The organism is Klebsiella sp. CN_Kp091 (genome assembly GCF_040065095.1).
In the GTDB taxonomy this organism is placed as follows: Bacteria; Pseudomonadota; Gammaproteobacteria; order Enterobacterales; family Enterobacteriaceae; genus Klebsiella; species Klebsiella aerogenes.
In genome coordinates, this window is the sequence record NZ_JBEAIO010000014.1 from 16155 (window position 1) to 40808 (window position 24654).

Here is a 24654-nt window from a genome sequence, read left to right on the forward strand (position 1 = left end):
TAAGTAAAAGTCTTAAAAGGGGCCCGAATGCCCATCGGGTAGTTATTCACACGCGGAGTTAACACAGGGATGCGATTAACGACGAAATTCTCAGCATTTGTTACGCTGCTCACCAGCCTGACGATTTTTGTCACGCTTATCGGCGCGTCGCTGAGCTTTTACAACGGCATTCAGATTAAAGTTGAGAATCGCGTGCAGGCGGTGGCGACGATGTTGGATAGCCGCCTGGTGACCACCTCTTTTGAGAAGCTCGAACCGCAAATGGACGAGCTGCTCACGCCGGTAGAAGTCGAACATATTGATTTTCTGCTCAACGGCAAATCGCTTTACAGCCATACCCGCGGCGACAGTTACCGTCCGCTGGGCAGTAACAACCAGTATCGTGAAATGACGGTACCCTCGCTCAAACATCCCGGAATTTCGATTCGTCTGGTCTACATGGACCCGATGGTCAATTACTTCCGTTCGCTTCACGTCACCGCGCCGCTCTCCTTCGCCATCGGCTTCATGGTGCTGATTATCTTCTTTTCGATTCGCTGGATCCGCCGCCAGCTGGCGGGACAGGAGCTACTGGAGCTGCGCGCGCGGCGCATTCTCAGCGGCGAGCGCGGGCCGCAGGTGCGCGGTTCGGTTCATGAATGGCCGGCCAGTACCAGCAGCGCGCTGGATATGCTGCTCTCTGAGCTGCAGTTCGCCAGCGATCAGCGCAGCCGCATGGATACCCTGATTCGCTCCTACGCCGCCCAGGATTCCAAAACCGGCCTTAACAACCGCCTGTTCTTTGATAATCAACTGGCGACGCTGCTGGACGATCAGGAAAAGGTGGGGGCGCACGGTATTGTGATGATGATTCGCCTGCCGGAGTTTGATCTGCTGCGCGATAACTGGGGACGGGCGGCGGCGGAAGAACATTACTTCACGCTAATTAATTTGCTGTCTACTTTTATTATGCGCTATCCCGGCTCGCTACTGGCGCGCTATCACCGTAGCGACTTCGCCGTCTTATTGCCGCATCGCACTTTAAAAGAGGCTGATAGTATTGCCGGGCAGTTGCTGAAGGCGATGGATGCGCTGCCGTCAACGCGGGTGCTGGATAAAGACGACACGATGCATATCGGCATCTGCGCGTTCCGCAGCGGCCAGTCCACCTCTCAGGTGATGGAACATGCTGAAGCCGCCACCCGCAACGCCGTGCTGCAGGGGAGTAATAGCTGGGCGGTTTACGATGATTCGCTGCCGGAGAAGGGGCGTGGCAACGTGCGCTGGCGAACGCTTATCGAGCAGATGCTCAGCCGCGGCGGCCCGCGCTTGTATCAGAAACCGGCGGTCATGCGCGATGGGCGGGTACATCACCGCGAGCTCATGTGCCGCATCTATGACGGTAAAGAAGAGGTGATTGCCGCCGAGTATATGCCGATGGTGCAGCAGTTCGGTTTAGCGGAAGAGTACGATCGCCTACAGATTACGCGTTTGCTGCCGTTATTAAGTTATTGGCCGGATCAAACGCTGGCGCTACAGGTGACCGTGGAGTCGCTGATTCGCCCGCGTTTCCAGCGCTGGCTGCGCGATACCATGATGCAGTGCGAAAAATCGCAACGTCGGCGGATTATTTTTGAACTTGCAGAGGCGGATGTTTGTCAATATATCGGCCGTTTACACCCGGTTATGCGGTTGATAAACGCGCTGGGCATTCGCGTCGCTGTGGTTCAGGCCGGGTTGACGCTGGTTGGCACCAGTTGGATCAAGCAGCTGGATGTGGAAGTGATCAAGCTGCATCAAGGGCTATCGCGCAATATTGAAAAACGCAGCGAGAACCAGTTACTGGTTCAAAGTCTGGTGGAGGCCTGTAAAGGGATGCCGGTACAGGTTTTTGCGACGGGAGTCCGCAGTCGCAGCGAGTGGCAGGTGCTGTCGCAATGCGGCGTGACCGGTGGTCAGGGGGAATTTTTTGCCGCCTCACAGCCACTTGACACAAATGTGAAAAAATATTCGCAAAGATACTCTGTTTGATCTGCCGTTTGGCGTGATTTCACGTAGAATAACGCGCGCCATAGTAAAGGGGGTGTGCTTGTCTACCCGCCGGAATGTCGCAACTTACGCAAGACTGACCTTTGACAGGTACAAACAGAGCACGGAGCGCAGCTGATTTATTCAGCGCCGAAGGGACTTCGTAAATGTTTGTAACAAAGGAAATGAACTGCACTAATTTTCACCGTAGCAGATGATTTTTGCGCCTTGTCGCTGCTGCGTGTGGTTGGTAAAGTAAGCGGATTTTGTTTTCCGCCCCAGCTTTCAGGATTATCCCTTAGTATGTTAAAAAAATTTCGTGGCATGTTTTCCAATGACCTGTCCATTGACCTGGGTACCGCGAATACCCTTATTTATGTAAAAGGACAAGGCATCGTATTGAATGAGCCTTCCGTTGTGGCCATTCGTCAGGATCGTGCCGGTTCGCCGAAAAGCGTTGCCGCTGTAGGTCATGAAGCGAAGCAGATGCTGGGCCGTACGCCGGGCAATATCGCGGCGATTCGCCCGATGAAAGACGGCGTTATCGCCGACTTCTTCGTGACTGAAAAGATGCTGCAACACTTTATTAAACAGGTGCATAGCAACAGCTTTATGCGCCCGAGCCCGCGCGTGCTGGTGTGCGTGCCGGTTGGCGCGACTCAGGTTGAGCGTCGTGCTATCCGCGAATCCGCGCAGGGCGCTGGCGCCCGCGAAGTCTTCCTGATCGAAGAGCCGATGGCGGCCGCGATCGGCGCAGGTTTGCCGGTTTCTGAAGCGACCGGTTCTATGGTTGTTGATATCGGCGGCGGTACTACCGAAGTCGCGGTTATCTCCCTGAACGGCGTGGTCTACTCTTCTTCCGTACGTATCGGCGGCGACCGTTTCGATGAAGCCGTGATCAATTACGTGCGTCGTAACTACGGTTCCCTGATCGGCGAAGCGACCGCTGAGCGTATCAAACACGAAATCGGTTCCGCTTACCCGGGTGATGAAGTACGCGAAATCGAAGTGCGCGGCCGTAACCTGGCTGAAGGCGTTCCACGCGGCTTCACCCTGAATTCCAACGAAATCCTCGAAGCGCTGCAGGAGCCGCTGACCGGCATCGTCAGCGCCGTTATGGTCGCGCTGGAACAGTGCCCGCCGGAGCTGGCATCCGATATCTCCGAGCGCGGTATGGTCCTGACCGGCGGCGGCGCGCTGCTGCGTAACCTTGACCGTCTGTTAATGGAAGAGACAGGGATCCCTGTCGTAGTTGCAGAAGATCCACTGACCTGCGTCGCTCGTGGCGGCGGTAAGGCGCTGGAAATGATCGATATGCACGGCGGCGACTTGTTCAGCGAAGAGTAGTCAGCCTGAAGGTCTGGGGCAGCTTAAGGGCTGCCTCTGGTCTTTACTGACACGAGAATACGCATAGCCTATGAAGCCAATTTTTAGCCGTGGCCCGTCGCTACAGATTCGCCTTATTCTGGCGGTTTTGGTGGCGCTTGGCGTCATTATCGCCGACAGCCGCCTGGGTACGTTCAGCCAGATCCGAACGTACATGGATACAGCCGTCAGTCCTTTCTACTTTATCTCAAATGGTCCCCGGGAACTGCTCGACAGCGTATCGCAATCGCTGGCGACCCGCGATCAGCTCGAACTGGAAAACCGCGCGCTGCGTCAGGAACTGCTGCTGAAAAACAGCGATCTGCTGATGCTTGGTCAATACAAACAAGAAAATGCCCGTTTACGTGAGCTGTTAGGCTCGCCGCTGCGTCAGGACGAGCAGAAGATGGTGACTCAGGTTATCTCGACGGTTAACGACCCCTACAGCGATCAGGTCGTTATCGATAAAGGCAGCGTCAATGGCGTATATGAAGGCCAGCCGGTTATTAGCGACAAGGGCGTTGTCGGCCAGGTGGTGGCGGTTGCGAAAATGACCAGCCGCGTGCTGCTTATTTGTGATGCGACCCATGCCTTGCCGATCCAGGTGCTGCGTAACGATATCCGCGTGATTGCCGCCGGCAACGGCTGCACTGATGATTTACAGCTTGAACACCTGCCGGCGAATACCGATATTCGCGTCGGCGATGTGCTGGTGACCTCCGGGCTCGGCGGACGCTTCCCGGAAGGATATCCGGTTGGGGTAGTCTCCTCGGTACGTCTGGATACTCAGCGTGCATACACGGTGATCCAGGCCCGTCCGACCGCCGGACTGCAGCGTTTGCGCTATCTGCTGCTGCTGTGGGGCGCCGATCGCAACGGCGCCAACCCGATGACCCCGGAAGAGGTTCACCGCGTTGCCAATGAGCGCCTGATGCAAATGATGCCGCAGGTGCTGCCTGCGCCTGATGCTATGGGGCCGCAGATGCCGGCGCCGGCGACGGGCCTGACGCCGCCGCCGTCCGCGCAACCTCTGCCAGCAGGGGGGCAATAGTGGCAAGTTATCGTAGCCAGGGACGCTGGGTTATCTGGCTCTCGTTTCTTATCGCGCTATTGCTGCAGATTATGCCCTGGCCGCAGGACATCACCGTCTTCCGGCCAAACTGGGTGTTATTGATTCTGCTGTACTGGATCCTCGCGCTGCCGCATCGGGTTAACGTCGGTACCGGCTTTGTCATGGGGGCGGTTCTCGACCTCATCAGCGGTTCGACCCTCGGCGTACGCGCGCTGTCGTTAAGTATTGTTGCCTATCTGGTCGCTTTAAAATATCAGCTGTTCCGTAATCTGGCGCTCTGGCAACAGGCGCTGGTGGTCATGCTGTTGTCTCTTGCCGTTGATATCATTGTTTTCTGGGCAGAGTTTTTAGTGATCAACGTCTCTTTCCGTCCGGAAGTGTTCTGGAGTAGTGTAGTAAACGGTGTGCTCTGGCCGTGGCTATTCCTGCTAATGCGTAAAGTGCGTCAGCAATTTGCGGTTCAATAAAGGTTGATATGACAACTCTGTATCTGGCTTCTGGTTCCCCGCGTCGGCAGGAACTGTTAACTCAGCTTGGTCTCTCTTTCGAACGCCTGGTTCCGGGTATTGAGGAACGGCGCGACCCGCAGGAGAGCGCTGCGCATTACGTTGCGCGTCTGGCGCGTGAAAAAGCGCTGGCTGGCGTTGCTATGGCGCCGCGCGATCTGCCGGTGTTGGGGGCGGATACGATTGTCATTCTTAACGGCGAAGTGCTGGAAAAGCCGCGCGACGCCGGGCACGCCGCAGAAATGCTTCGCATGCTTTCCGGAAAAACCCACCAGGTGATGACCGCGGTGGCGTTGGCGGATAAGCAGCAAACGCTGGATTGCCTGGTGGTGACGGAAGTGACCTTCCGTCTGCTCTCCGAGCAGGATATCGCTACCTACGTAGCCAGCGGCGAACCTTTAGATAAAGCAGGCGCATACGGTATTCAAGGGTTGGGTGGTTGTTTTGTCAGGAAGATAAATGGCAGCTATCACGCCGTAGTCGGCTTACCGCTGGTGGAAACGTATGAGTTGCTGAGTAACTTTAACTCACTGCGTGAAGAAAAGGGATAAAGATGACGGCTGAATTATTAGTTAACGTAACGCCATCCGAGACGCGCGTCGCGTATATCGATGGCGGGATCCTGCAGGAAATTCATATTGAGAGAGAAGCGCGGCGCGGAATCGTAGGCAATATCTACAAAGGTCGTGTCAGTCGTGTGTTGCCTGGAATGCAGGCGGCTTTTGTAGATATTGGCCTGGATAAGGCCGCCTTCCTGCATGCTTCCGATATCATGCCGCACACCGAGTGCGTAGCGGGTGAAGAGCAAAAGCAGTTTACCGTTCGCGATATTTCCGAACTAGTGCGTCAGGGCCAGGACCTGATGGTGCAGGTGGTGAAAGACCCGCTGGGTACCAAAGGCGCGCGTCTAACCACCGACATCACCATACCTTCCCGCTATCTGGTCTTTATGCCGGGAGCTTCGCACGTCGGCGTATCGCAGCGTATTGAAAGCGAGGCCGAGCGCGAACGTCTGAAAAGCGTGGTCACCGAATATTGCGACGAGCAGGGCGGATTTATTATCCGCACCGCGGCGGAAGGCGTGCATGAGCAAGAGATGGCGGCGGATGCGGCCTACCTCAAGCGCGTCTGGACCAAAGTCATGGAGCGCAAAAAGCGCAACCAGACCCGCTATCAGATGTACGGCGAGCTGGCGCTGGCCCAGCGCGTGCTGCGCGATTTCGCCGACGCTCAGCTTGACCGCATTCGCGTGGATTCGCGCCTGACCTACGAGGCGCTGCTGGAGTTCACCGCGGAATACATCCCGGAAATGACCAGCAAGCTGGAACATTACAGCGGCCGCCAGCCGATTTTCGATCTCTTTGACGTTGAGAACGAAATCCAGCGCGCGCTGGAGCGTAAAGTCGAGCTGAAATCAGGCGGCTATCTGATCATCGATCAGACCGAAGCGATGACCACCATCGATATCAACACCGGGGCGTTCGTTGGCCACCGCAATCTCGACGACACTATCTTCAATACCAATATTGAAGCCACGCAGGCCATCGCGCGCCAGCTGCGTCTGCGTAATCTGGGCGGCATTATCATCATTGATTTTATCGATATGAATAATGAAGATCATCGTCGTCGGGTACTGCATTCCCTGGAGCAGGCGCTGAGTAAAGACCGGGTGAAAACCAGCATTAACGGCTTCTCGCAGCTGGGGCTGGTCGAGATGACCCGTAAACGCACCCGTGAAAGCGTGGAACATGTGCTGTGTAACGAGTGTCCTACCTGTCATGGGCGTGGTACGGTAAAGTCGGTCGAAACGGTCTGTTATGAGATCATGCGCGAAATAGTCCGCGTGCATCATGCGTATGACTCAGACCGCTTCCTGGTCTATGCTTCACCTGCCGTCGCGGAAGCTCTGAAAGGGGAAGAGTCCCACGCGCTGGCGGAAGTTGAAATCTTTGTCGGCAAGCAGGTCAAAGTACAAATTGAGCCGCTCTATAATCAAGAGCAGTTCGATGTGGTAATGATGTAATCATTCAGCCTGTCGCTCCCGATGGCGTCGGGGGCGGGTAAACAGGCGGGCTGAAGGATAAAGCGTAACAGGCTGACAAGGAGAGATGCGTTGAGGCGATGGCCCGGGATATTACTGCTCACCGTGGCAACCGTGGTGGTGATTGTTGCGCTGCTGGTGAGCGGCCTGCGTCTGGCATTGCCGCAGCTAAATAACTGGCGTCCCCAACTGCTGGAGAAAATTACCGCGGTATCCGGGGTCGCGGTTGATGCCTCGCAGATCAACGCCAACTGGGAAAACTTCGGCCCGACGCTGGACGTTCGCGATATTAAAGCCACCTTGAAAGACGGTGGCGAAATGACGATCAAACGGGTTACCCTTGCGCTCGACGTCTGGCAAAGCCTGTTACATATGCGCTGGCAGTTCCGCGACCTGACCTTTTGGCAACTGCAAATTCACACCAATACGCCCATCCAGACTAACGATGACGGCGCAAGTCTGAAGACCGATCGCATCAGCGATCTGTTCCTGCGTCAGTTTGACCACTTTATTCTCCGTGATAGCCATTTAAGCTTCCTGACGATTTCCGGTCAGCGTGCTGAACTGGCGATCCCACAGCTGACCTGGCTTAACGGTAAAAACCGCCACCGCGCCGAGGGGCAACTGAGCCTTTCGAGTCTCACCGGCCAGCACGGCGTCATGCAGGTGCGGATGGATTTACGTGACGAGAACGGCCTGCTCAACAAGGGGCGCCTCTGGTTACAGGCCGACGACATCGACGTTAAACCCTGGCTCGGACGCTGGATGCAGGACAACATCGCCCTGCAGAGCGCGCGCTTTAGTCTCGAAGGCTGGATGACTATCGATAAAGGCGATGTCGCCAGCGGTGATGTATGGCTGAAAAAAGGCGGCGCCAGCTGGCAGGGTGATAAGCATCTGCATAAGCTGTCGGTGGATAACCTGACGGCGCATATCACACGCGAAAATCAAAGCTGGGCATTTCATATCCCCGACACGCGGATCTCGATAGACGGCAAGGCCTGGCCGCGCGGCGCGCTGGCGATGGCGTGGATCCCGGCGCAGGAAGTGGGTGGTAATAACAATCAGCGCAGCGATGAACTACGCATCCGCGCCAGCAATCTCGATCTTGGCGGCCTGACCGGTCTGCAACCGATGGCCGATAAGCTGGCGCCGAGCTTCGGCGAAGTCTGGCGAACCACCCAGCCGAGCGGAAAAATTAACCTGTTGGCGTTAGATATCCCGCTGCAGGCAACGGAGAAGACCCGTTTCCAGGCTGACTGGAGCGATCTGGCTTGGAAGCAGTGGAAGCTGTTGCCGGGGGCCGAGCACTTTTCCGGCAGCCTGAGCGGCAGTGTGGAAAACGGCGAACTGCGCGCGCATATGACCCAGGCGAAAATGCCTTATGAAACGGTCTTTCGCGCGCCGCTGGAGATAGCCCAGGGCGATGCGACCCTGAGCTGGGAGAAGAACAGCAAGGGCTTTATGCTGGATGGCCGCGATATCGACGTGCAGGCAACCGGCGTTCGCGCGCGCGGCGGCTTCCGCTATCTGCAGCCGGAAGGCGATGAGCCGTGGTTAGGCATCCTGGCGGGCATCAGCACTAACGACGGCGGCCAGGCGTGGCGTTATTTCCCGGAAAACCTGATGGGCAAAGCGCTGGTGGATTACCTGAGCGGCGCAATTAAGGGCGGACAGGCCAGCAACGCTACCCTGGTATACGGCGGCAACCCGCATCTGTTCCCTTATGAGCATAACGAAGGCCAATTCCAGGTCTCGGTACCGCTGAAGAACGCGACCTTCGCCTTCCAGCCGGACTGGCCGGCGCTGACCGGATTAGATATCAACCTTAACTTCGTCAATAACGGCCTGTGGATGAAGGCGGATAAAGCGATGCTGGGCAACGTCACCGCCAGCAACCTTGACGCGGTGATCCCTGACTATTCCCATGAAAAACTGTTTATCGATGCCGATGTTAACGGTCCAGGCAAAGAGGTTGGCCCTTATTTCAAACAGACCCCGCTGAAGGACACGCTCGGCTCGGCGCTGGATGAACTACAGCTTGATGGTAATGTGAGCGCTCGCTTACATCTTGCTATCCCGCTCGATGGCGAGATGACCACCGCCAAAGGCGATGTGCGGCTGAAAAATAACGATCTGTTTATCAAGCCGATTGACGCGACGCTGAAGAATCTCAATGGTCAGTTCAGCTTTGAGAATGGAGATTTAAAAAGCGGGCCGCTAAGCGCGACCTGGTTTAATCAACCGCTGAACCTCAATTTCACCACCACGGAAGGGGCGAAAGCCTTCCTCGTTGACGTCGGCATGAACGCTAATTGGCAGCCGACGCGTACCGGCCTGCTGCCGAAAGCGGTCAACGATGAACTCAGCGGCAGCGTCCCCTGGGATGGCAAAGTGGCCATTGAGTTACCGTATCGCGGTAGCGCGAGCTACAAAGTCGATATCAACGGCGATCTGAGAAATGTGAGTAGTCACTTACCTGCGCCGGTGAATAAATCGGCGGGCGAACCGTTGCCGGTGAAAATCAACGTGACCGGCGGCTTAAACAGCTTCGATCTGACCGGCAATATCGGCAGCAAGAACCACGTCAATAGCCGCTGGCTGCTAAATAATAAGCTGACGCTCGACCGGGCGATTTTGACCTCCGACAGCAAAGCGATTCCTTCGCTGCCTGAAGCATCAGGCGTCGAGCTGAACATGCCGGCGATGGATGGCGCGCAATGGCTGGCGTTGTTCCAGCGGGGGGCCGTCAACGAAGTGAGCAGTAATATGGCCTTCCCGGAGCGCGTGACGCTTCGTACACCGTCGCTGGCCTTCGCCGGACAGAACTGGAATAACGTCAGTCTGGTTTCCCAGCCTGACGGTAGCGGCTCGAAGGTGGAGGCGCAGGGGCGTGAAATCAACGCCACGTTGACGATGCATAAGAACGCGCCCTGGCTGGCGGCCATTCGCTATCTCTATTACAACCCTTCCAGCGATAACAACGGCACGGTGAAAAAAGAGAGCGGCCCGCTGGCTGATACGCGTCTGGATTTCCGCGGCTGGCCTGATTTACAGCTGCGCTGTAAAGAGTGCTGGCTGTGGGGGCAAAAGTATGGGCGAATCGACGGTGACTTCAATATCAAGGGCGATACGCTAACCCTCAGCAATGGCCTGGTGGATACTGGCTTTGGCCGCCTCACTACCGATGGCGTCTGGGTGAATGCGCCCGGCGGCGTGCGTACCTCGCTGAAAGGCAAGCTGCACGGTAATAAAACGGACGACTTCGTGAACTTCTTCGGTGTTTCGACGCCGGTGAAAGGGTCGTCGTTTGATGTCGATTACGATCTGCACTGGCGCGCGCCGCCATGGCAGCCTGATGTCGCTTCGCTGAACGGGATCCTCAAAAGCCGCCTCGGCAAAGGCGAGTTTACTGACCTGAGCACTGGTCATGCCGGTCAGCTGTTAAGGCTATTGAGCGTTGATGCGCTGCTGCGTAAGCTACGCTTCGATTTCAGCGACACCTTCCAGGAAGGGTTCTGGTTCGATTCAATTCGCAGTACGGCGTGGATTAAAGACGGCGTGCTGAATACGGATGATACGCTGGTGGATGGGCTTGAAGCCGACATCGCGATGAAAGGTTCGGTCGATCTGGTGCGCCGTCGTTTAGATTTACAAGCGGTGGTGGCGCCGGAAATTTCGGCAACCGTGGGCGTAGCGGCGGCATTCGCCGTCAACCCGATTGTCGGCGCGGCGGTGTTTGCCGCCAGCAAGGTGCTTGGGCCGCTGTGGAACAAAGTATCGATTCTGCGCTATCGCATTACGGGTCCAATCGATCAGCCGGAAATCAATGAAGTGCTGCGCCAGGCGCGCAGCAACAAAAAGCAATGATTTGACGAGTACGGGGAATTATCGCACTCTCAATAGAGAGTATTTTCTCCCCGTCATCTTTTTCGCCGCATGGCATTTCCCTGTGTCAGGCGGCAACAAACGAGTAGCGTAACGATGAGTTTGAACCTGGTAAGTGAACAATTACTGTCGGCAAATGGCCTGAACCATCAGGACCTGTTTGCCATTCTTGGCCAACTGGCTGAGCGCCGTCTCGATTACGGCGATCTTTATTTTCAGTCGAGCTATCACGAATCCTGGGTTCTGGAAGACAGCATCATCAAAGATGGGTCGTACAATATTGACCAGGGCGTAGGCGTCCGGGCGGTAAGCGGCGAAAAAACCGGTTTTGCCTATGCGGACCAAATCAGCAAACTGGCGCTTGAGCAGAGTGCCCAGGCGGCGCGTACTATCGTCCGCGACCATGGCGACGGCAAAGTGCAGACGCTCGGCGCGGTGGAATACAGCTCTCTCTATACCAGCGTCGATCCGCTGCAGAGCATGAGCCGCGAAGAGAAACTGGATATCCTGCGCCGCGTTGATAAGGTGGCGCGTGCTGCCGATAAGCGCGTGCAGGAAGTTTCCGCCAGCCTGAGCGGCGTCTACGAGCTTATCCTGGTGGCGGCAACGGACGGAACGCTGGCCGCTGATGTTCGTCCGCTGGTTCGTCTCTCCGTGAGCGTGCTGGTGGAAGAAGACGGCAAACGCGAGCGCGGCGCCAGCGGCGGCGGCGGACGGTTTGGCTATGATTATTTCCTCGCGCCGCTGGATGGCGACGTACGGGCGGATGTCTGGGCGCGTGAAGCGGTACGTATGGCATTAGTCAATCTGTCCGCGGTTGCCGCGCCAGCCGGAATGCTGCCGGTGGTGCTTGGCGCGGGCTGGCCTGGCGTGCTGCTGCATGAAGCCGTCGGCCACGGCCTGGAAGGTGACTTTAACCGTCGCGGCACCTCGGTCTTCAGCGGTCACATGGGCGAATTAGTCGCCTCTGAACTGTGCACCGTCGTGGATGACGGCACCATGGCCGATCGCCGTGGTTCGGTCGCGATTGATGACGAAGGTACGCCGGGTCAATACAACGTGCTTATCGAAAACGGCGTCCTGAAAGGTTATATGCAGGATAAGCTCAACGCGCGTTTAATGGGCGTTGCGCCGACCGGTAATGGTCGCCGTGAATCCTATGCGCATCTGCCGATGCCGCGGATGACCAACACCTATATGCTGGCCGGTAAGTCGACGCCGCAGGAGATTATCGAATCGGTCGATTACGGTATCTATGCGCCGAACTTCGGCGGCGGCCAGGTGGATATTACCTCCGGTAAATTTGTCTTCTCGACCTCGGAAGCCTATCTGATTGAAAAAGGCAAAGTGACTAAAGCAGTCAAAGGCGCGACGCTAATCGGTTCCGGTATCGAAGCGATGCAGCAGATTTCTATGGTCGGTAACGACCTGAAGCTGGATAGCGGCGTTGGCGTGTGCGGTAAAGAAGGGCAGAGCGTACCGGTCGGCGTCGGCCAGCCGACGCTGAAAGTCGACAACCTTACCGTTGGCGGCACCGCCTGATAACGGCTGGTCCCGGCGGCGCGAAGCCGCTGCCGGGAAGTCAATTAACGGGTCATCCCGCGCCCGTGCATTCCCTGATAAATCTTCGCCACTTCGACGAAATAATCCGTCAGATAGTTAATACACACCTGCACCTTCAGCGGCAGTTTGTCTTTTTCGGTATACAGCGCATAGACCGGTCGCGGATCCGATTGATAGCTCGGCAGCAGGATCTCCAGTTCGCCGCGGTTGATCTCGTCGATCGCCCACATCAGCGGAACGTAGGCCACGCCAACGCCGGCAGTCAGCCAGCGGATCAGCGTCATCGGGTCGTTGGTGACGAAGCGTCCTTGTGGGATCAGGCGTGTTGAGATCCCCTCCGGGGCGATAATTTCGAACTCATTATCTGGCCGTACGCTATATTCCAGCCACGAATGGCTGGCAAGATCCGCCGGTTTTTCCGGGCATCCCGCGTGCTGGAGATAGCTTTTCGCCGCGCAGAGCACCATTGGCATCGAGCCCAGCCGCCGCGAGAAGAGGCTGGAATCCTGCAACGCGCCGACGCGTATCACCACGTCGAGGCCGTCGGCAATCAGGTCCGGGGCGGGGATGCCGGTCACCAGATTAATCGATAAACCCGGATATTCTTTGAGCATTTCGGCGGTTATGCGCGCCAGCACATTCTGTGCCATAGTTGAAGAGCTACCGATGCGCAGCGTGCCAATAGGGGTATTGTTGAAGGCATACAGCTGTTCATGGACGTCCTGCGCTTCAAAGAGCATTCTTCGGCAGCCCTGGTAATAAATTTTACCCGCTTCTGTTAAGCCCAGGCTGCGGGTGCTGCGGTTGAGCAGCTTTACCTGTAGCTCGTCTTCCAGTTTAGCAACGGTCTGGCTGATAGATGAAACGCTCATCTGGAGCTGGCGTGCGGCGGCGGTGAAAGAGCCCAGCTCAACCACTTTGGCGAACACCGACATACGTTTTAGTCGTTCCATTATTCACTCTGGCTTAAAAGTGATTTAGATCACATATTATAGATAAGGCTGCAATTGTTACGTTAATATATAGTTAGCTACATAATAAACGCATCACGCTACCACCTGTACGCTTCTTATCAAGGTCATCATGAGTCTGTTTCCTGTCATAGTGATTTTCGGCCTATCGTTTCCGCCGATCTTCTTTGAGCTGCTATTGTCGCTAGCCATCTTCTGGCTGGTGCACCGTTTGCTGGTTCCGACCGGTATTTATGATTTTGTCTGGCACCCTGCACTGTTTAATACTGCGCTGTATTGCTGTCTGTTTTATCTGATATCGCGCTTGTTCGTTTGAGGTCGATGTGAAAACACTAACAAGAAATATCCTGCGTACTGCCATCACTGTGATACTGGTTATTCTGGCGTTTATCGCTATTTTTCGCGCATGGGTGTACTACACCGCGTCGCCGTGGACGCGCGATGCACGCTTTAGCGCCGATATCGTCGCCATCGCGCCGGACGTGTCGGGGCTTATTTCGCAGGTGAATGTCAAGGATAACCAACTGGTTAAGAAAGACCAGGTATTGTTCGTTATTGACCAACCTCGTTACCAAAAAGCGCTGGCGGAGGCGGAAGCCGACGTCTCCTATTACCAGACGCTGGCTCAGGAAAAACGCGTTGAAGCCGGGCGCCGTAACAGGCTCGGCGTGCAGGCCATGTCGCGCGAAGAGATTGACCAGGCCAACAACGTGCTGCAAACCGTTGAGCATCAGCTGGCGAAAGCGGTGGCCAGCCGCGATTTAGCCAAACTGGATCTTGAACGTACGGTGATTCGTGCGCCAGCCGATGGCTGGGTGACCAACCTGAACGTCTACTCCGGCGAATTCATTACCCGCGGTTCGACCGCGGTCGCTTTGGTTAAACAAAATACCTTCTACGTGATGGCCTATCTGGAAGAGACCAAACTGGAAGGCGTGCGTCCGGGCTATCGTGCCGAAATCACTCCGCTCGGCAGTAGTAAGGTGATAAAAGGTACCGTTGACAGCGTTGCCGCGGGCGTGACTAACGCCAGCAGCAGCAGCGATGCGAAAGGCATGGCTTCCGTTGACTCCAACCTTGAGTGGGTACGTCTGGCGCAGCGCGTGCCGGTACGTATCCGTCTTGACCAGCAGCAGGGCAACCTCTGGCCGTCGGGCACCACCGCGACCGTTGTCATTACCGGTAAAGAAGATCGCGACGCCAGCCAGGCCAACTTCTTCCAGAAAGTCGCCATGCGCTTGCGTGAGTTTGGTTAATCGCCATGGGGACCTATACCATTGCTCCCCGGCATCTCCGCTTTGCCATTAAGCTTGCATGCGCGGTGGTGCTGGCGCTGTTCGTCGGCTTTCATTTTCAGCTTGAGACGCCGCGCTGGGCCGTACTGACCGCGGCTATCGTGACCGCCGGTCCGGCATTTGCCGCCGGCGGAGAGCCCTATTCCGGGGCGATTCGCTACCGCGGGATGCTGCGTATTGCCGGGACGTTTATCGGCTGTATTGCCGCACTGGCGATCATTATCCTCATGATCCGCGCGCCGCTATTGATGATGCTGGTTTGCTGTCTCTGGGCCGGTTTCTGCACCTGGATCTCCTCGCTGGTGAAGGTGGAAAACTCCTACGCCTGGGGGCTGGCGGGTTACACGGCGCTGATTATCATCATCACCATTCATACTGACCCGATGCTGGCGCCGCAGTTTGCCGTCGAGCGCTGCAGCGAAATCGTCATCGGGATCGTCAGCGCTATCGTCGCTGACCTGCTATTTTCCCCGCGCTCTATCAAAAAAGAGATCGACCTTGAACTGGATAACCTGCTGCTGGATCAGTATCGCCTGATGCAGCTTTGTGTCGCCCATGGCGATAGCGAGGTGGTGGACAAAGCCTGGGGAGCGCTGGTGCGCCGTACCGCCGGGCTGGAAGGGATGCGCGGCAATCTGATCATGGAATCTTCGCGCTGGTCGAAGGTAAACCAGCGGCTAAAGGCTATCAACACGCTATCGCTGACGCTGATTACTCAGGCCTGCGAAACCTATCTGATCCAGAACTCACGCCCGGAGATGGTGACTGACGACTACCGCGAGCTGTTTGCCGAGCCCGTAGAAACGGTACAGGATGTGCATCAACAGCTTAAGCGTATGCGCCGCTTCCTGACCTGGAAAGGTGAACACAATACGCCGGTCACTATTTATAGCTGGGTCGGCGCGGCGACGCGCTATCTGCTGCTCAAGCGCGGCGTGGTCGGCAATACCAAAATTAGCCGTATTGAAGATGAAGTCTTACGCGGCGAAACGGTGGTGAAGGTTGAGTCCGCCGAGCGTCACCACGCGATGGTTAACTTCTGGCGAACCTCCATTTCCTGTATTCTCGGCACCCTGTTCTGGCTATGGACCGGCTGGACATCCGGTAGCGGGGCGATGGTTATGATTGCCGTGGTGACCGCGCTGGCGATGCGCCTGCCTAACCCGCGAATGGTGGCCTTAGACTTCCTCTATGGCACCCTTGCCGCTTTACCGCTCGGCGCGCTGTTCTTCCTTGTCGTCATGCCTGCGACGCAGCAGAGTATGCTGCTATTGTGTATCAGCCTTGCCGCGATGGCGTTCTTTATCGGTATTGAGGTACAAAAGCGGCGGCTCGGATCGCTGGGGGCCCTGGCGAGCACCATCAATATTCTGGTGCTGGATAACCCGATGCAGTTCCAGTTTAGCCAGTTCCTCGATAGCGCTCTGGGGCAGATTGTCGGCTGTTTCCTCGCGCTGATGGTAATTCTGTTAGTGCGTGATAACTCGCAGGCCCGCACCGGACGGGTGTTATTGAACCAGTTCGTCTCGGCGGCGGTCTCTTCGCTCACCACGAATAGCGCCCGGCGTAAAGAGAACCATTTGCCGGCGCTGTATCAACAGCTGTTTTTACTGCTGAATAAGTTTCCCGGCGATATCGCCCGCTTCCGGCTGGCGCTGACGCTGATTATCGCGCACCAGCGTCTACGCGATGCCCCGGTGCCGGTAAACGAGGATCTGTCGGCCTTCCACCGCCAGCTGCGGCGAACCGCCGATCACGTTATCTCCGCCGGTAGCGACGATAAGCGCCGTCGTTACTTTACCCGCTTGCTGGAAGAGCTTGATGTTTATCAGGAAAAACTCCTTCACTGGCAGGCGTCGCCCCAGGTCACTGAGCCGGTACGACGGCTGGTCGATATGCTGAAAAAATATCAGCACGTATTTACCAATAGCTAACCTGCAAACCGACGCCCGGCGTCGGTTTTTTTATCGCTATACTTATTTGGTGTAGAGGGACAGAGCTTAAGGGGCGCCGGGCAATGACTGTTTATACCTTTGATTTTGATGAAATAGCTGAGCAACAGGATTTCTATCGTGAGTTTTCCCGCGCCTTCGCCCTACCGGATAAGCAGGTGGATAACCTTGACGCGCTGTGGAGCGCGGTGACGGGAGGGCGCTTACCGTTCCCGCTGGAGATTGAATTTGTCCATCTGGATGAAAAACAGCGTCGTCGCTTTGGTGCGTTAATTTTGCTGTTCGATGAAGCGGAAGAGGAGCTGGAAGGGCTACTACGTTTTAATGCCCGTTGGGCATAAAAAAGCCCCCGGCAGGCGGGGGCAAGTCGTCGGATAAGACGACGAGGGTTTATTTGTACAACTCAGCAGTCGCGTGCCAGCTGTCGCCGGTACGAGCTTCAATAATGCGGTAGCTGCTGGCGCCTTCTTTCTCAGCTTTAGCCGCCAGTTCCTGGCGCATATCCATTGGCGCGCTACCTACTTGCGATACAGAGATAGTGCCCATTGGTTGCAGGTTTTGTGCTTGATCGGCGTTCACTTGCTGTACGGCTGCGCTTGCGCCGAAAGAGAGAACAGATGCCAGACCCAGGGATGCGATGATAATTGCGCTTTTCATAATCTTTACTCCAACCATTTGTGCAGCGGCGGGAGATTTCATATGAACCCAGGCCGCTGAAGAGATACTGTTTCAGTTAATGACCGACAATCGTTAAAGCTTATTTATAAAGTTCAGCAGTGGCGTGCCAATGGTCGCCGGTGCGAGCTTCGATAATGCGATAAGAAGAAGCACCTTCTTCTTGTGCTTTTTTGTTCAGCATTTCATGCATATCCATCGGGGAAGAACCTACCGCGCCGATAGATACGGTGCCCAGTGACTGGCGGCTTTCCGCTTGAGTGCTGTTGATTGAATCAGCGGCGAAAGCGCCAAAGGACAGTACGGATAGCATGCTGAGTGCGGCTACAGTGGTTTTGATTTTCATGATGTTCACCTCGTCGAATTTTATTATTAGGGGGCTTTGTTTCGTGACCCTCATCACAAAATCAAGTATACACTAATCACCAAAAATATTAATACCATGCTAATTGTTTTCAGTGTAAATAATTTCCAAGAAATGTCGTTTTTATAACGTATAAGAATTAGAAATGTCATTCACGGGGTGAATATCATGATTATTTATATTTAAATCAAATAGATATTGCACTTTGATCTTTTGTGCGCTTTAGCCGTTATCATTCGGTAAAGGAATGTATAGAGGTGGAAAACCACACTAAATGTTAAAAAAATGCTGCTTTATTTGAAGGTTTGGGGGATAGCATTTTGCGGGGAAGAACCCTCTGGCAGGAACCAGAGGGGGAGCGCTTAGAGTTCCTGTTCGAACAGGACCAGAATCGCGTCGTAGAGATCTTTAACGGAAAAACCGCGGGCAGGGGTGGTAAAGATAGTGTCATCACCCGCGATACTACCCAGAATACCTTCGGCTTTGCCTAAGGAATCCAGCAGGCGTGCGATCAGCTGCGCCGCGCCGGGGCTGGTGTGGATCACTACCACTGCATCATTGTAATCGATGTCCAGCACCAGGTTTTTCAGCGGGCTGGAGGTCGTCGGCACGCCGAGTTCGGCAGGCAAACAGTAGACCATTTCCATTTTGGCGTTACGCGTGCGAACGGCGCCAAACTTTGTCAGCATGCGGGAAACTTTCGATTGGTTGATGTTCTCGAAACCTTCTTCCTGCAGCGCCTGAACGATTTCGCCTTGCGAGCTGAATTTTTCTTCTTTAAGCAGCGATTTAAACGCTTTAACCAGTTCTTCTTGTTTTGCCGAACTACGCATAAGTCACCCAGATTATGGTGGTAAAAACAACATCATTATGCATACAAGTGCATTTTTATGCAAATAATCCGCAAAGGAATAGCGTAAATAATGTTATGAAAGGAGCATATTTTAGCAAATAACCCTGATGAGGAACATGCCTGCATCACAGCGGGTAAATTGCTGTAAAAGTGAAATAAATGTTATGAAATTGATATTGTTTTGCCGAGCGAGCTGGGTGTATTGTAACCAATAGTCGATCCGGTACTACGGCTTTGCTGGATGGCCAGTCTCAGGAAGAAAAATGCGAATTTGCTGCATCATTGCGCGTACCCCGCATTCTTCAGCCATAATTATTGTAATTGTTCATCTTGTGAATTAAGGTCCAGGCGACGGAATAACGAAAGACTATACCCGTCATACTTCGAGCTGCATGGGCGTTGGCTGCAATCGTTCACCCCAGTCACTTACTTCAGTAAGCTCCTGGGGATTCACTCTCTTGCCGCCTTCCTGCAACTCGAATTATTTAGGGTGTAAATTAACCATAATAAGGAGTTTAGGATGAAAGTTGCAGTCCTCGGCGCCGCTGGTGGAATCGGCCAGGCGCTTGCCCTACTACTTAAGACCCAACTGCCTTCAGGTTCAGAGCTCTCGTTGTACGACATCGCTCCGGTTACGCCGGGCGTGGCGGTAGATCTAAGTCATATTCCCACAGATGTAAAAATCAAAGGTTTCTCCGGTGAAGATGCTACCCCGGCGCTGGAAGGCGCTGATGTGGTGCTGATTTCCGCCGGCGTCGCGCGTAAGCCCGGCATGGATCGCTCCGACTTATTTAATGTTAATGCCGGTATCGTTAAAAACCTGGTGCAGCAGATTGCGAAAACCTGTCCGCAGGCCTGCATCGGTATTATCACCAACCCGGTAAATACCACCGTCGCTATCGCCGCCGAAGTGCTGAAAAAAGCCGGCGTGTACGATAAAAACAAACTGTTTGGCGTTACCACCCTCGATATCATTCGTTCTAATACTTTTGTCGCCGAGCTTAAAGGCAAGTCGGCCACCGAGGTTGAAGTTCCGGTCATTGGCGGCCACTCTGGCGTCACTATCCTGCCTTTATTGTCGCAGATTTCTGGCGTCAGCTTTAGCGAGCAGGAAGTCGCGGATCTTACCAAACGTATTCAAAACGCCGGGACGGAAGTCGTGGAAGCGAAAGCGGGTGGCGGGTCGGCAACACTCTCTATGGGCCAGGCCGCTGCGCGTTTCGGGCTCTCACTGGTGCGTGCCATGCAGGGTGAAAAAGGCGTGGTTGAATGTGCCTACGTCGAAGGCGACGGCCAGTATGCCCGTTTCTTCTCGCAGCCGCTGCTGTTGGGCAAAAATGGCGTGGAAGAGCGCCAGTCCATCGGTAAACTCAGCGCTTTTGAACAGCAGGCGCTGGAAGGCATGCTGGATACGCTGAAGAAAGATATCGCCCTCGGCGAAGATTTCGTCAACAAGTAACGTCTCGTTAGCAGAAAAGCCGGAACCGTCGTTCCGGCTTTTTTATCACCTCATATCCCTGGCGAATGCGCCGCCTGGCGGCTAAATCTGCTAAAATCCCCGCGTCTTAAGCCCCAAGCAATGAGGACGTTGTGAAAAAGATCGACAGAAAGCAGACCAGGGACCACATTACGCAAATCATTCGCTATCAAATTCTTTCCGGAGCGATGAAAGCGGGAGATGAGCTGGCGCAGGAGAGTATTGCCGAGCAGCTAGGGCTTTCACGTATGCCGGTTAGAGAAGCGTTGCAGTCTCTTGAACAAGAGGGGTTTCTGGTGCGCTTGCCTAACCGTCATATGCAGGTATCAAAGCTGGTGCCCGATGATGTTAGCCATATTTTTCGCGTGATCGCGGTGATGGCTGCCGAATTGTTCACTCTCGTGCCGGCAAACCAGGGGGAATTGCTGCTCGGGCGCGCGCAGGCCCTGGCGCAGCCTGGCGACAAAACTCGCGAACTGGATTTTCATCAGTTACTGATTTCCTATCTTGATAACCGTTATCTGGCGAAGGCATATCAGCAATTTTTGGATGGTTATATCTCTTATGTCATTCTGTATCTGAAAGACGATAGCCAGGAATCGGCACTGATACTACATGAACTGGCTGGAGCCATTAGCCGCGGCGATGCGGGGAATATTGCTCAGGCAACACAGCGTTATTTCCTCATGCTTGCGGAAATTATGCGTCAACATATGAAGGATTGGGAAAGTGCAGAAGCCTAAATTAGGGAAAATTAAGCTTCTTTCGGCGAAAGAGCAGGTCGCGGCGGTATTACGCAAAGCGATTCTTTCGCGGGATTTAGTGGAAGGGCAGGAGATAACTCTCGAAGGCATTGCCCGCATGGTTGGGGTTTCCAGCATGCCGGTGCGCGAAGCGTTTCAGATTTTAGCCGCCGATGGCCTGATTAAAGTTCGCCCCAATAAAGGGGCGGTGGTGTTAGGGATCAACGAGCAGACGATTCGCGAGCATTATGAAATTCGCGCGCTGCTGGAAAGTGAGGCGGTGGCGAAGGCATCTCGTCCCGGCACGGATATTTCGCGCATTGCCCAGGTACACTACTCAGCAGAAAAAGCGCTGGCCGATAATAACTTCACTGAATATTCCGACCTGAATCAGGCTTTCCATATGGAGATCTGGAACGCCGCGGGCAACGAAAAAATGAAGATGCTGCTCTGCAACATGTGGAACGGACTGTCGATGGGGCACAAGGTCACCGAAGCGGAGTATGCGGCTATCTCGATACAGGAACATAAAGAGATTTTACAGGCACTTGAACAGCATAATGAAGAGCTGGCGCGTCAGCGCATGCGCGAGCATATTATCCGCTCAATGGAAAATATGCTCACGCGATACCTTCCCGAAACCTCTGTATAGCGCTAAAGCCTGCTGGTTTTAGTCGCATTCATCAACGCTATTAATCATCTCTTGTGACGATCTGCAGAGGATCTTGATGCAGATCGCACTGCGCGATCTTTGTTTAAAAACGCATTGACTTACTTTTTGCATGGGCATAATTTCTCCCTCGTCAATATTGGATACAATATCATATATCATTGATAGGGATAATTATAAATATGGAACCGATTACCATCACCTTATGTTTGCTGGTGTTCGCTATCGTCATGTTCGTCTGGGAGAAGGTGCCTTTGGCAGTGACTTCCATGGTGGTCTGCGTGGCGTTAGTGCTCACCGGCGTGTTGGATCTAAAACAAGCTTTTGCCGGTTTTATCGACTCCAACGTCATTCTTTTTGTCGCCATGTTCATCGTCGGCGGGGCGTTATTTGAAACCGGGATGGCCAATAAAGTTGGTGGGGTGATCACTCACTTCGCCAAAACCGAAAAACAGCTGATTTTCACCATCATGGTGGTCGTCGGCGTGATGTCGGGTTTTCTTTCCAACACCGGTACGGCGGCGGTGCTGATCCCGGTAGTGATTGGCGTGGCGGCGAAATCGGGTTTTGCCCGCTCTCGTTTACTGATGCCGCTGGTATTTGCCGCCGCGCTCGGCGGCAACCTGTCGCTGATTGGTGCGCCCGGCAACCTGATCGCGCAATCGGCGTTGCAGAATATCGGTAGCGGGTTTGGCTTCTTTGAGTATGCGAAGGTGGGTTTACCGATGCTGCTCTGCGGCATCCTCTATTTCCTGACGATTGGCTATAAATTTCTGCCTGCTACCGTTAATGGCGGTGAAGTCGGTAGCGTCGGCGAACAGCGAGATTACAGCCACGTTCCGCGCTGGAAACAGATCCTGTCTCTGGTGGTGCTGATCGCCACGATCCTCGGCATGATTTTTGAGAAACAGATCGGCATTAGCCTGACGGTTGCAGGCTGTATCGGTGCGTTAGTTCTGGTGTTTACCGGCGTGCTGACGGAAAAGCAGGCCTATAAAGCGATTGATTCACAGACTATTTTCATTTTTGGCGGCACGCTGGCGCTGGCAAAAGCGCTGGAAATGACCGGTGCTGGGAAGCTGGTTGCCGATCATGTCATCGGCATGCTGGGCCAGAACTCTTCCCCATTCATGTTGATGGCGGTGGTCTTTGCGCTGTCCGTCATCATGACCAACTTTATGTCCAATACCGCCACCGTCGCGCTACTGGTACCGGTGAGTTTGTCGATCGCGGCCGGTATGGGCGCCGATCCGAAAGCGGTTTTGATGGCGACCGTTATCGGCAGCTCCTGCGCCTACGCGACGCCGATCGGCATGCCCGCCAACATGATGGTGCTATCGGCCGGCGGCTATAAGTTTGTCGATTACGCCAAATCCGGCCTTCCTCTGATTCTCGTTTCTACCATTGTCAGCCTCGTACTGCTGCCAATTCTTTTCCCTTTTCACCCGTAATTTACGGACGCTGTTCTGACTAAGGAGCCTTTATGAGCAAAAGCGAACAGATATCCCGAATGACCGATATTATGGCCAAATTCGTGGGATATACCGGCAAAGTATTGCCTGATGACGTCACTGCAAAACTGAAAGAGTTGCATAAAAAAGAGACCAGCCATCTGGCGGACGTCATCTTTACCACCATGATTGAAAACCAGCGTCTGGCGAAAGAGCTGGATCGTCCGTCTTGCCAGGACACCGGCGTGATTCAGTTTTTGGTTGAGTGCGGCGCCAACTTCCCGCTGATTGGCGAGCTGGAAGCGCTGCTGCGCGAATCGGTGATTAAAGCCACCGTGGATTCTCCGCTGCGCCACAACAGCGTAGAGACCTTTGACGAATACAACACCGGTAAAAACGTGGGTAAAGGTACGCCGACGGTATTCTGGGAGATCGTCCCTGATTCTGACCAGTGCAGTATTTACACCTATATGGCCGGCGGCGGCTGCTCGCTGCCGGGTAAAGCGATGGTGCTAATGCCGGGCGCTGGATACGAAGGCGTAACTCGTTTCGTGCTGGATGTCATGACCAGTTATGGCCTGAACGCCTGTCCGCCGCTGCTGGTTGGCGTTGGCGTCGCGACTTCCGTTGAAACCGCGGCGCTACTGTCGAAGAAAGCGCTGATGCGCCCGGTGGGGTCGCGCAATGAGAATGAACGCGCCGCATCGCTGGAGAAAATGCTCGAAGACGGCATTAATAAAATCGGCCTTGGCCCGCAGGGAATGTCCGGTAACACCTCGGTGATGGGCGTCAATATCGAAAATACCGCGCGCCATCCTTCCACCATCGGCGTGGCGGTCAACGTTGGCTGCTGGTCGCACCGCAAAGGACATATCGTTTTCGATAAAGATTTGAATTACACCATTACGTCTCACACAGGAGTGGCTTTCTGATGGCTAAAAAAATACTGACTACGCCAATTAAAGATGAAGATTTAGCTGATATTAAAGCGGGCGATATTATTTATCTCAATGGTCATATTGTTACCTGTCGTGATGTTGCCCATCGTCGTTTGATTGAAGGCGGACGTGAATTACCGGTCAACGTTGCCGGCGGCGCGATATTACATGCCGGGCCCATTGTGCGGCCGATTAAAGGTACAGAAGATAAATTTGAAATGGTTTCTGTTGGGCCAACCACCAGTATGCGCATGGAGAAATTTGAAAAAGAATTTATTGCTAAGACCGGTGTGAAATTAATCGTCGGCAAAGGCGGCATGGGTAAGGGGACCGAAGAGGGCTGTGCCGAACATAAAGCGCTCCACTGTGTCTTCCCGGCCGGCTGCGCGGTGGTCGCCGCGGTCTGTGTAGAAGAAATTGAAGATGCCCAGTGGCGTGATTTGGGGATGCCGGAAACCTTATGGGTTTGCCGGGTGAAAGAGTTCGGTCCACTGATTGTGTCGATCGATACCCACGGGAATAACCTGTTTGAGCAGAATAAAGTGATATTTAATCAGCGCAAAGAGATTGTCGCTGATGAAATCTGTCAGCACGTAAGTTTTATTAAATAACTCCCGGTTAAATATATTGCGCAGTAGTGGCGAAAATTAATTTCCGCGATAAAGAGGCTTCTGACTATGTGGTCTGGGGAAATCCACTCGGCTATCGCGGCTGTTTATTACGCCATTATTGCGCCCCTCCAAAGGCTATTTTATGACTGATGCTGCGCTGTTAGGCGAAGGCTTCACCCTGATGTTCCTCGGCATGGGCTTCGTGCTGGCGT

General features: G+C 54.5%; 22 protein-coding genes and 1 pseudogene. 19 read left to right on the top strand and 4 right to left on the bottom strand.

Features of this window, described 5'->3' with window-relative positions; translation table 11 throughout:
* Nucleotides 1-69: 69 nt before the first annotated feature.
* The 8 genes from csrD to tldD all read left to right on the top strand — a co-directional run bounded on the left by csrD (nucleotide 70) and on the right by tldD (nucleotide 12421).
* Nucleotides 70-2010, top strand: a complete 1941-nt coding sequence (csrD, locus tag ABLV17_RS12425; RefSeq protein WP_015369461.1) for an RNase E specificity factor CsrD — start codon at nucleotides 70-72, stop codon at nucleotides 2008-2010.
* Nucleotides 2011-2310: 300 nt separating this feature from the next.
* Nucleotides 2311-3354 (top strand): rod shape-determining protein MreB, encoded by a 1044-nt coding sequence (gene mreB / locus ABLV17_RS12430; RefSeq protein WP_002918653.1) that lies wholly within the window; start codon nucleotides 2311-2313, stop codon nucleotides 3352-3354.
* Between the two features lie 70 nt (nucleotides 3355-3424).
* Entirely contained in the window at nucleotides 3425-4423 is a 999-nt protein-coding gene (gene mreC / locus ABLV17_RS12435; protein ID WP_015369462.1) for a rod shape-determining protein MreC, read from the top strand.
* Complete coding sequence (mreD, locus tag ABLV17_RS12440) at nucleotides 4423-4911, top strand: rod shape-determining protein MreD (RefSeq protein WP_087859170.1); 489 nt, start codon at nucleotides 4423-4425, stop codon at nucleotides 4909-4911. Before mreC ends, mreD begins: the two co-directional genes overlap by 1 nt.
* Nucleotides 4912-4919: 8 nt before the next feature.
* Nucleotides 4920-5501 (top strand): nucleoside triphosphate pyrophosphatase, encoded by a 582-nt coding sequence (locus ABLV17_RS12445; RefSeq protein WP_087859171.1) that lies wholly within the window; start codon nucleotides 4920-4922, stop codon nucleotides 5499-5501.
* A gap of 2 nt (nucleotides 5502-5503) precedes the next feature.
* A complete protein-coding gene (rng, locus tag ABLV17_RS12450) occupies nucleotides 5504-6973 on the top strand; it encodes a ribonuclease G (protein WP_015369465.1) in 1470 nt (489 codons plus the stop codon).
* A gap of 90 nt (nucleotides 6974-7063) precedes the next feature.
* Nucleotides 7064-10861: an AsmA2 domain-containing protein YhdP gene (gene yhdP / locus ABLV17_RS12455; RefSeq protein ID WP_087859172.1), complete on the top strand. Its 3798-nt coding sequence runs from the start codon at nucleotides 7064-7066 to the stop codon at nucleotides 10859-10861.
* Between the two features lie 114 nt (nucleotides 10862-10975).
* A complete protein-coding gene (gene tldD, locus ABLV17_RS12460; protein WP_015369467.1) occupies nucleotides 10976-12421 on the top strand; it encodes a metalloprotease TldD in 1446 nt (481 codons plus the stop codon).
* A gap of 44 nt (nucleotides 12422-12465) precedes the next feature.
* Here tldD and aaeR read toward each other — a convergent pair whose 3' ends face one another.
* A complete protein-coding gene (gene aaeR / locus ABLV17_RS12465) occupies nucleotides 12466-13395 on the bottom strand; it encodes an HTH-type transcriptional activator AaeR (protein WP_015703623.1) in 930 nt (309 codons plus the stop codon).
* Between the two features lie 130 nt (nucleotides 13396-13525).
* Between aaeR and aaeX the strand changes: the two genes are divergently transcribed.
* The 4 genes from aaeX (at nucleotide 13526) to ABLV17_RS12485 (ending at nucleotide 17001) form a co-directional block, all read left to right on the top strand.
* Nucleotides 13526-13729 (top strand): p-hydroxybenzoic acid efflux pump operon protein AaeX, encoded by a 204-nt coding sequence (gene aaeX, locus ABLV17_RS12470; protein ID WP_002918640.1) that lies wholly within the window; start codon nucleotides 13526-13528, stop codon nucleotides 13727-13729.
* A 7-nt stretch (nucleotides 13730-13736) separates the two neighbouring features.
* The gene (gene aaeA / locus ABLV17_RS12475; RefSeq protein WP_045397228.1) at nucleotides 13737-14669 is read left to right on the top strand and encodes a p-hydroxybenzoic acid efflux pump subunit AaeA; all 933 of its coding nucleotides are present in this window, start codon (nucleotides 13737-13739) and stop codon (nucleotides 14667-14669) included.
* 5 nt (nucleotides 14670-14674) lie between these two features.
* On the top strand, nucleotides 14675-16642 hold the full coding sequence (aaeB, locus tag ABLV17_RS12480) for a p-hydroxybenzoic acid efflux pump subunit AaeB (protein WP_113375043.1): 1968 nt from the start codon (nucleotides 14675-14677) through the stop codon (nucleotides 16640-16642).
* 83 nt (nucleotides 16643-16725) lie between these two features.
* Nucleotides 16726-17001, top strand: a complete 276-nt coding sequence (locus ABLV17_RS12485) for a barstar family protein (RefSeq protein ID WP_087859174.1) — start codon at nucleotides 16726-16728, stop codon at nucleotides 16999-17001.
* 49 nt (nucleotides 17002-17050) lie between these two features.
* On the opposite strand, the gene yhcN-B is transcribed toward ABLV17_RS12485, so the two are convergent.
* The 3 genes from yhcN-B to argR all read right to left on the bottom strand — a co-directional run bounded on the left by yhcN-B (nucleotide 17051) and on the right by argR (nucleotide 18532).
* Entirely contained in the window at nucleotides 17051-17317 is a 267-nt protein-coding gene (gene yhcN-B / locus ABLV17_RS12490) for a DUF1471 family stress response protein YhcN-B (RefSeq protein ID WP_015369472.1), read from the bottom strand.
* 100 nt (nucleotides 17318-17417) lie between these two features.
* Nucleotides 17418-17681: a peroxide/acid stress response protein YhcN gene (yhcN, locus tag ABLV17_RS12495; protein ID WP_015369473.1), complete on the bottom strand. Its 264-nt coding sequence runs from the start codon at nucleotides 17679-17681 to the stop codon at nucleotides 17418-17420.
* Between the two features lie 380 nt (nucleotides 17682-18061).
* Nucleotides 18062-18532: a transcriptional regulator ArgR gene (argR, locus tag ABLV17_RS12500; protein WP_015369474.1), complete on the bottom strand. Its 471-nt coding sequence runs from the start codon at nucleotides 18530-18532 to the stop codon at nucleotides 18062-18064.
* Between the two features lie 540 nt (nucleotides 18533-19072).
* On the opposite strand from argR, the gene mdh reads away from it, so the two are divergent.
* The 7 genes and pseudogenes from mdh to ABLV17_RS12535 form a co-directional block, all read left to right on the top strand.
* Nucleotides 19073-20011: a malate dehydrogenase gene (mdh, locus tag ABLV17_RS12505; protein WP_045397222.1), complete on the top strand. Its 939-nt coding sequence runs from the start codon at nucleotides 19073-19075 to the stop codon at nucleotides 20009-20011.
* A 131-nt stretch (nucleotides 20012-20142) separates the two neighbouring features.
* Nucleotides 20143-20772, top strand: coding sequence for a GntR family transcriptional regulator (locus ABLV17_RS12510; RefSeq protein WP_113375041.1), 630 nt, complete (start codon nucleotides 20143-20145; stop codon nucleotides 20770-20772).
* A complete protein-coding gene (locus ABLV17_RS12515; RefSeq protein WP_087859177.1) occupies nucleotides 20759-21424 on the top strand; it encodes a GntR family transcriptional regulator in 666 nt (221 codons plus the stop codon). The genes ABLV17_RS12510 and ABLV17_RS12515 overlap by 14 nt, the downstream gene beginning before the upstream one ends.
* A 200-nt stretch (nucleotides 21425-21624) precedes the next feature.
* Complete coding sequence (locus ABLV17_RS12520) at nucleotides 21625-22893, top strand: SLC13 family permease (protein WP_308958372.1); 1269 nt, start codon at nucleotides 21625-21627, stop codon at nucleotides 22891-22893.
* Between the two features lie 32 nt (nucleotides 22894-22925).
* Complete coding sequence (ttdA, locus tag ABLV17_RS12525) at nucleotides 22926-23825, top strand: L(+)-tartrate dehydratase subunit alpha (protein ID WP_308958373.1); 900 nt, start codon at nucleotides 22926-22928, stop codon at nucleotides 23823-23825.
* Nucleotides 23825-24442, top strand: coding sequence for a L(+)-tartrate dehydratase subunit beta (gene ttdB / locus ABLV17_RS12530; protein ID WP_308958374.1), 618 nt, complete (start codon nucleotides 23825-23827; stop codon nucleotides 24440-24442). Before ttdA ends, ttdB begins: the two co-directional genes overlap by 1 nt.
* A gap of 142 nt (nucleotides 24443-24584) precedes the next feature.
* Nucleotides 24585-24654 (top strand): annotated as a pseudogene (locus tag ABLV17_RS12535) (oxaloacetate decarboxylase gamma chain); the annotation flags it as partial.